Below are 7,370 nucleotides of genomic sequence, written 5' to 3' on the forward strand. Positions count from 1 at the left end.
CCTTCATACAACTGTCATGAGTAATCTCGGTCAGTGGGTGGAAGTGCAGATTCGTACAAAACGGATGGATGAAATTGCAGAGCGAGGTTATGCGGCTCATTGGAAATACAAAGAAAAAGATGCACCCGGTAAGACTACATCAGGTTTGGACGAATGGATTACCCAAGTGAGAAGCATGCTCGAATCCAATGAAGGAAATGCCATAGAGTTTATGGATGATTTCAGGGGGAATCTTTTCCAGGAAGAGGTTTTTGTTTTTACCCCTAAGGGAGATTTGAAAGTGCTGGCTTTTGGCTCTACTGCTTTGGACTTTGCATTTGAAATTCACACAGAGGTGGGAGCCAGATGTATCGGAGCAAAAGTCAACCAAAAGCTAGTGCCGATCACTCATAAACTAAAAAATGGGGATCAGGTTGAAATTCTTACATCAAATAAGCAAAAGCCTTCAGAAGATTGGCTCAATCATGTAGTCACCTCGCGAGCAAAAGCTAAAATTAAAGATGCACTCCGAGAAGAGAAAAAATCTGCAATTGTAGATGGAAGAGAAATTGTGCAGCGAAAGCTGAAGCAAATGAAAATGGAGTTTAGCTCAGAGACAGTGGAAAAACTTCGCGCTTATTTTGAATTAAAGACAGCCAACGACTTTTATTATAAGGTTGGAAAGGGGATTATTGATCCAACTACGATCAAATCCTTCAAAGATTTCCGAGAAAATCAAAAGTTAAAGCATAAAGCTATTCAGGAGAAAGTCCGGGATGAATCAACCTTCACAAAGGAGATCAAGAGCCTTAAAGGGCCAGATCATGACCAGTTGTTGATCGGGGAGGATATGGATGTGGTTGATTATATTTTGGCCAAGTGTTGCAATCCAATTCCCGGGGATGATGTATTTGGCTTTGTTACGGTAAATGAAGGAATCAAAATTCACCGAACATCCTGTCCGAATGCCTTAGAGCTGCTTTCAAATCATGGAAACCGTGTGATCAAAGCTCGGTGGACCAGCCAAAAGGAAATAGCCTTTTTGGCAGGGCTTCATATCGTTGGTACAGATCGGGTAGGATTGATTAATGATGTAACCAAAGTGATTTCTAGTGAATTGAAAGTAAATATGCGATCTATTACTGTAGATTCAGATGCGGGGATTTTTGAGGGTACCATCAAGCTGTACGTTCACAGTACGGAGCATTTGGAGACCTTAGTGAAAAATCTCAAAGAGGTTGAAGGGATCATTAAGGTAACTCGATTTGATTAGAGTGAATTAATTCTCCGCTTCATGGGTTATATTTGACAAAAAAATAAATAAATGTCTTTGAATACCGCACATTTCGAGGAAGTCAAGAGAATATTTACGGCCTATCTGGAGAATCAAAAGCTTCGAAAAACACCCGAGCGATATGCGATTTTAGAGGAAATATACAGTCGGTCCGGTCATTTTGATGTAGAAGGGCTCTACATCAGCATGAAAAATAAAAATTATCGGGTCAGTCGGGCTACGGTTTATAATACCTTAGATCTACTGGTTGAATGTGATTTGGTGACCAAGCATCAGTTTGGGAAGAATTTAGCGCAATTCGAAAAATCCTACGGATACAAACAGCACGATCATTTGATCTGTATCGATTGCAATGAAGTTCTGGAATTTTGCGATCCACGCATCCAAAATATCCAAAATACCGTTGGAGATATCTTGAACTTCAAGGTGCTCCATCATTCATTGATTTTGTATGGTAACTGTACCAAGGAGAATTGCGAAAATAGGCCAAGTCCAGAAGCATGAAATCAAGGATGATCTCAAACATTCTTTTACACAGTTTGAGATCTTTTCTTTTTTGAGATTCATATTCTGAACGAATACAATGCTAAATAAAAAGATGAAATCGAGCATGACGCGAGCGACACGCACTGGGATGATTGTAAATTGTGCGAGATTCCATGTGGCCTTGGAAATCAAATTATAAACACATGAAATCGAGCCTGCCTGAGGCAGACAGGCATGACGTACCCGCCGCACAGAGGGATGACTGTAATTGCGCGATTCTCCCGATTCTCGGGACAGGCTATGTGACCGCTTAAAGACAAATTATAAACACATGAAACTAAGCTATCAATCAGAAAAAGACGATAAGGCTCATTATTTACACATTCAGGGAGATTTGATAGGTGATGAGATGGGGCCTAAGCTCGTAGAGATTGTATCCGATGCGATACAGGAAGGCGCTAAAACTTTTGTGGTAAATCTTAAAGAGGTGCGCTACATCAGCTCGTCAGGGATAGGCTTACTGATTACCATGCTGACAAAAATGCGGAATGCCGGCGGAGAAGTTTATCTGACTGCACCTTCAGAGCATGTCAAAAAACTTTTGATCATTACTAAGTTGAATAATATTTTTTCAGTCTATGATTCGGTTGAGGATTTTAGAGCTGCACTTTAGTTTAACAAGGAATTTTGAATGATTTGATGATTATTCCCAAGTTTCACTTGGTTTTGATTCTTTGAATCGCAAATTTCGGCCTTTAAAAAATCTTTGATAGAAAAGTAATCCCCGCATCAGTATGAAGATGGATGTATTGCTCGGTCTCCAATGGGGAGATGAGGGTAAAGGTAAAATTGTGGATGTTTTGGCTCCTGAATATGAAATCGTTGCTAGATTTCAAGGTGGGCCCAATGCAGGGCATACCTTGGAGTTTGACGGGATCAAGCACGTTCTTCATCAGATTCCATCAGGTATTTTCCGCTCGCAGATATTGAATATCATTGGAAATGGAGTGGTATTAGACCCGGTAATCCTAAAGAAAGAGATCGAAGGACTTGGGAAGTTTTCGATAGATTATATGAAAAACCTGGTCGTCTCCAAAAAGGCAACAATCATCGTTCCCACGCATAAATTATTAGATGCGGCCTACGAGAAGTCCAAGGGAGATAAAAAGATCGGGTCTACTCTTAAAGGAATCGGCCCAACCTATCAAGATAAAATTGGTCGATCTGCACTTCGGATTGGGGATATTTTAAGTCCCGATTTTAATGATAAATACCAAACGCTTCTTGAAAAACATAGGACCATTTTATCCTTCTATGATTTTCCTCTGGATGAATTGCCGGAATTGGAGAAAAGCTTTTTTGAGGCGATCGCTTTCGTCAAAAGCCTGAATCTGATTGACAGTGAATATGTGGTTAATGAGGCGCTTTCAGGAGGTAAAAAGATTTTGGCAGAAGGAGCCCAAGGTTCACTACTTGATATAGATTTTGGTTCCTATCCATTCGTGACTAGTAGCAGTACCATGACGGCAGGAGCTTGTTCTGGTTTGGGGGTAGCTCCATCTCGGATTGGTGAGGTTTTCGGTATTTTCAAAGCCTATTGCACTCGCGTAGGAAGTGGACCGTTTCCTACAGAGCTTTTTGATGATACTGGAGAGGCTATGCGTAAGGAGGGAAATGAATTTGGAAGCACTACTGGAAGGCCTCGTCGCTGTGGATGGTTGGATCTTCCAGCCTTGAAATACTCCATCATGATCAATGGCGTTACGCAGCTATTTATGATGAAAGCTGACGTGCTGAATATCTTTGAGGAAATCCAAGTTTGTACCCATTATCAGTTGAAGGATGGTAGCGTGGTAGATAAATTGACCTTCGAGATTTCAGACATCGAGGCCACACCGATCTACAAGACTTTGCCTGGGTGGAATTGTGGCTTGGATGAGGTGAGATCATACGATGATTTTCCGGCCGAACTGAAAGGCTATGTGTCTTACTTGGAAAATGAATTACAGGTTCCTATTCGATTAGTTTCGGTAGGGCCGGATAGAATGCAGACGATTCTTCGTTGATCTAAGAAAAAAATGAAGGCCTCGAGGTGAAAACTTCGGGGCTTTTTTAGTTTTCACCGAGGGGGTTCTTATTTTAGCAGAAAGTTGAAGGATTGAGAAGGATAGCATTCATTATTTTATTTTTAATTTCACTTAAAGCTCAGGGGCAGTTTGGCTTTCCCTATTGTGAGACTTTTCAGACGAGCTCTACTCAAGCTAATACAGTTTTTGGAGGTGATGCAGTTTTGGTTGATGGGGTTTTGAGGCTTACCAACAATCAGACGGAGCAGCGAGGCTATGTTTATATTGATGTTCCTTTTCCTTCTGTTTATGGTATTAAGGTTGAATTCGAATATTTTAGCTACGGGGGAGATATTGCAAATCGTGCAGATGGCCTAGCTGTTTTTTTATTTGATGCTGCGACTCAAAATTTTGCTCCAGGAGGATTTGGAGGATCCCTTGGCTATGCACAGCGAAACAATGAACCTGGACTTACCAATGCCTATATGGGAATTGGCTTTGATGAGTTTGGGAACTTTGGAAATACTGCTGAAGGAAAAAATGGAGGATTTCCCGGCGTCGGTGATGCACTAGTTCCAAACACAGTTGTGGTGCGGGGTCCCGGGAATGGATTGTCAGGTTATCCTTTCATTATAGGCAGAAGAACACTTGACGCAGGCAATTTAGGATTAAGCCCGGAAAGAACTTTTGAAATCAGTTCAGGAGGAACCGGTACACAACGTGTCACAGATCCCAATCAAGTAGGGTATCGGAAAGTGTTTATAGATTTACAGCCTGTAGAGCAAGGTGTTGGCTATCAATTTAAAGTTGACATGATGGTCACGACAGAGACAAATAACCCCCGGATGGTCGCGATTTTTGATCGAGCCTATGCTTTCCAACCACCAAAAGAATTGAAAATCGGATTTTCAGCTTCTACAGGTGGATTTACCAACTTCCATGAAATCAGAAATCTAGTGATAGAAGTATCAGCAGATGATGATCTTGTTGATCCGCAAGGAGTGGACTTTGAAGATGTGGCGTCTTGTGAAGGTCAAGAAAACCAGTATTTCATTACGGATGAAGAGGTAGTGCTTCCCAATCAGGATTCTCAGATTCGTTGTTTGCAGTTTTTTGAAAAGCTGGAGGATATTCAGGAGAATAGTTCTGATGTGTGCAATCAAGGAAAATGCCTAGAAGAAAATCAGGTTTTGGTACTACCGCAAGGGACGATTCGTGCAGGAGAGGCCGGCTCATATACTTTTTTCCCCAATCCGGGTACAAGAGATCAACAGGTAGAAGTCTTTTATACGATCACAGATAATTATGGTAAAGCATCATCGGGAAATAAGATTACTTTGAATATTCAGGAGTCACCTGCTCCGGTCAGAATTTTTGCCGAAGGGGTTGAAAGCCCAATTGAAGAGTCTTTTAATCTTTGTCCAGGTGAAAGTGTCGTTTTTGTTTCCGAAGGAGATGAAGCCTATCAGCGCTACGAATGGTACAAAGATGGCGCTTTGCTCGAAGGAGAGACGGCTGCGAATTTGGATGTTTTTGAACCTGGCCTTTATGAGATTTGGGCATATAATCGAAAGAATTGCCCTGCTAAGTCTAATCAAGTACAAGTGCTTTTCCCTGAATATCCTTCCTTGCAAATGTCCGGGACGGTCATAGGATGTGAAATAAATGAACCGGTAAATGTTTTTGATTTTTTGTTGAATTATGACCCAGATGAATATGATTATCGACTGACAGGAAACGGTCTAGAATTATTCAATGAAGAGATCGAGCAAGTTCCGCAAGGAGGTATTTACGAGTTGACTGCAAAACCAAAAGGTTTTGAATGTTACAATAGTCAGTCAACAGAGGTGGAGGTATTTATCCAATTAATTCCCCTTACCGTAGATTTTGACTTTGTAGTGGAGGGAACGGATATCAGAGATGATGAGAGCGGGGGTATTTTTGCTGACGATCCGATTGCTTTTACCGAGCTAGCTGATGAAAGAGCGGTTGAATGGTCTTGGGACTTTGGTGATGGAAGTACATCCACGGAGCAGAACCCCATTCATGTTTTTGGAAAAAAGGGTGAGTTTCAGGTTGTATTGACAATTACGGACCAGTATGGTTGCCAAGAATCTTTCCAAAAGACAGTTTTGATTACCAAAAGCTACCGAATAATGTCACCCACCGGCTTCACACCGAATGCGGATGAAAACAAAACTTTCACTCCCAAGTACAAAGGCTTGGTAGCTGTCGATTTGATGATCTTTAATAGTTGGGGTGAGTTGCTCTTCCGATCAAATGAATTGCAGGGGCCTGGTTGGGATGGAACCCTAGAGGGAAAGCTTTTGGACGCGGGCCTTTATATCTTTAGGATCAATGCTGAAACGGTAGAAGGAGAATCAATTACTGAGACAGGAAAATTCCGATTAATAAGATGAGACATCGAGATTGGATTTTCCTTGCGTTTATCTTCATTAGCTTTTTTGCAAAAGGCCAAGATGTTCAGTATTCACAATTCTATGCAAATCCTTTGTATTTGAATCCGGCCTTTGCAGGCAGCACAGATCAAACACGCCTTGGAGCGAACTTCAGGAATCAATGGCCCGGTTTGGACGAAAGCTTTATTTCCTACACTGCTTACGCCGATTTTTTCAAAGAAGAAATTAACAGCGGGTTTGGATTGATCTTTACTGGTTCTAGAGAAAGTTTCCTTCAAAGTCAGGTAATGGAGGCTGGGCTGGTTTATTCATATCGTCTGCGACTATCCGAATCTGACTTTTTACAATTTGGAATGCAGGGTAGTTTCTATTCCCGAGATGCTCTTTTTGATGATATCATTTTAGGAACGCAGCTAGATATTGATCGGGGACTAATTGTCGGGGCTCCCGGAGAGGGATTTGAGGGGGATAGTCGATTACGGGCTTTTGATGCTCATGCGGGTATTTTGGCTTATGGAGAGCGTTATTGGTTTGGTTTTTCGGCTTTCCATTTGCTCGAACCGCCGATCAGTTATTTGGATGTAGAGAGTAATACGCTACCAATCAGGTTTAACGCCCATGGTGGGATACGATTTGATTTGGCTCCAGGTGATATCAATGATTTTTTCAACAACACGGATCAAGAACGTAGTCTGGCTTTTGCTTTTAATTATAAAAGTCAGGGAGCATTTTCTCAATTGGATATAGGGACAGAGTTTTATTTCGAGCCGCTAATCCTTGGTGTTTGGTATCGAGGTCTTCCGACAAAATATCAACTTCCGAATAGTGAGTCCATTGTTGCCTTGGTTGGAATTAGTCTTGAGTCGGGAATTGAAATTGGATATAGTTATGATTTTTTGATTTCTAAGTTGGGTCAAACTGCTACCGGAGGTGCTCATGAGATATCGATTCGCTATTTGCTTTCCCCAAATCCAGCCAAGCGAAAAATGTCCAATTCGCCGGGTTTTCGATTTTAATCTTCAGGGTTTTTGATTGGGTAAAAAAAAGTTTGATCTATTCCTGCTTTATCCTCAACCACTTACTTGACAAAGTAAAAAAAGGTTGCGGTTGTGATTTGTTAAGAAA

Annotated in this window: 6 protein-coding genes; all 6 read left to right on the top strand. The window is 41.4% G+C overall.

Annotation, left to right across the window (positions count from 1 at the left end; all coding sequences use genetic code 11):
- On the top strand, positions 1 to 1,252 hold a 1,252-nt coding region (locus OU792_RS18010; protein WP_274670975.1), incomplete at its 5' end, for a RelA/SpoT family protein.
- A gap of 51 nt (positions 1,253 to 1,303) precedes the next feature.
- Positions 1,304 to 1,777, top strand: coding sequence for a Fur family transcriptional regulator (locus OU792_RS18015; protein ID WP_026945586.1), 474 nt, complete (start codon positions 1,304 to 1,306; stop codon positions 1,775 to 1,777).
- 313 nt (positions 1,778 to 2,090) lie between these two features.
- Positions 2,091 to 2,432: an STAS domain-containing protein gene (locus tag OU792_RS18020; RefSeq protein WP_274670976.1), complete on the top strand. Its 342-nt coding sequence runs from the start codon at positions 2,091 to 2,093 to the stop codon at positions 2,430 to 2,432.
- Between the two features lie 121 nt (positions 2,433 to 2,553).
- A complete protein-coding gene (locus tag OU792_RS18025) occupies positions 2,554 to 3,825 on the top strand; it encodes an adenylosuccinate synthase (protein ID WP_134201804.1) in 1,272 nt (423 codons plus the stop codon).
- A gap of 92 nt (positions 3,826 to 3,917) precedes the next feature.
- Positions 3,918 to 6,245: a PKD domain-containing protein gene (locus OU792_RS18030; protein WP_134201803.1), complete on the top strand. Its 2,328-nt coding sequence runs from the start codon at positions 3,918 to 3,920 to the stop codon at positions 6,243 to 6,245.
- Positions 6,242 to 7,261 (top strand): PorP/SprF family type IX secretion system membrane protein, encoded by a 1,020-nt coding sequence (locus tag OU792_RS18035; protein ID WP_134201802.1) that lies wholly within the window; start codon positions 6,242 to 6,244, stop codon positions 7,259 to 7,261. The genes OU792_RS18030 and OU792_RS18035 overlap by 4 nt, the downstream gene beginning before the upstream one ends.
- Positions 7,262 to 7,370 lie beyond the last annotated feature (109 nt).

Source organism: Algoriphagus sp. NF (assembly GCF_028823735.1).
Taxonomy (GTDB): domain Bacteria; phylum Bacteroidota; class Bacteroidia; order Cytophagales; family Cyclobacteriaceae; genus Algoriphagus; species Algoriphagus marincola.

Coding starts and splice junctions, on each gene's coding strand:
- OU792_RS18015 (WP_026945586.1), top strand. CDS start 1,304: ATGTCTTTGAATACCGCACATTTCGAGGAAGTCAAGAGAATATTTACG.
- OU792_RS18020 (WP_274670976.1), top strand. CDS start 2,091: ATGAAACTAAGCTATCAATCAGAAAAAGACGATAAGGCTCATTATTTA.
- OU792_RS18025 (WP_134201804.1), top strand. CDS start 2,554: ATGAAGATGGATGTATTGCTCGGTCTCCAATGGGGAGATGAGGGTAAA.
- OU792_RS18035 (WP_134201802.1), top strand. CDS start 6,242: ATGAGACATCGAGATTGGATTTTCCTTGCGTTTATCTTCATTAGCTTT.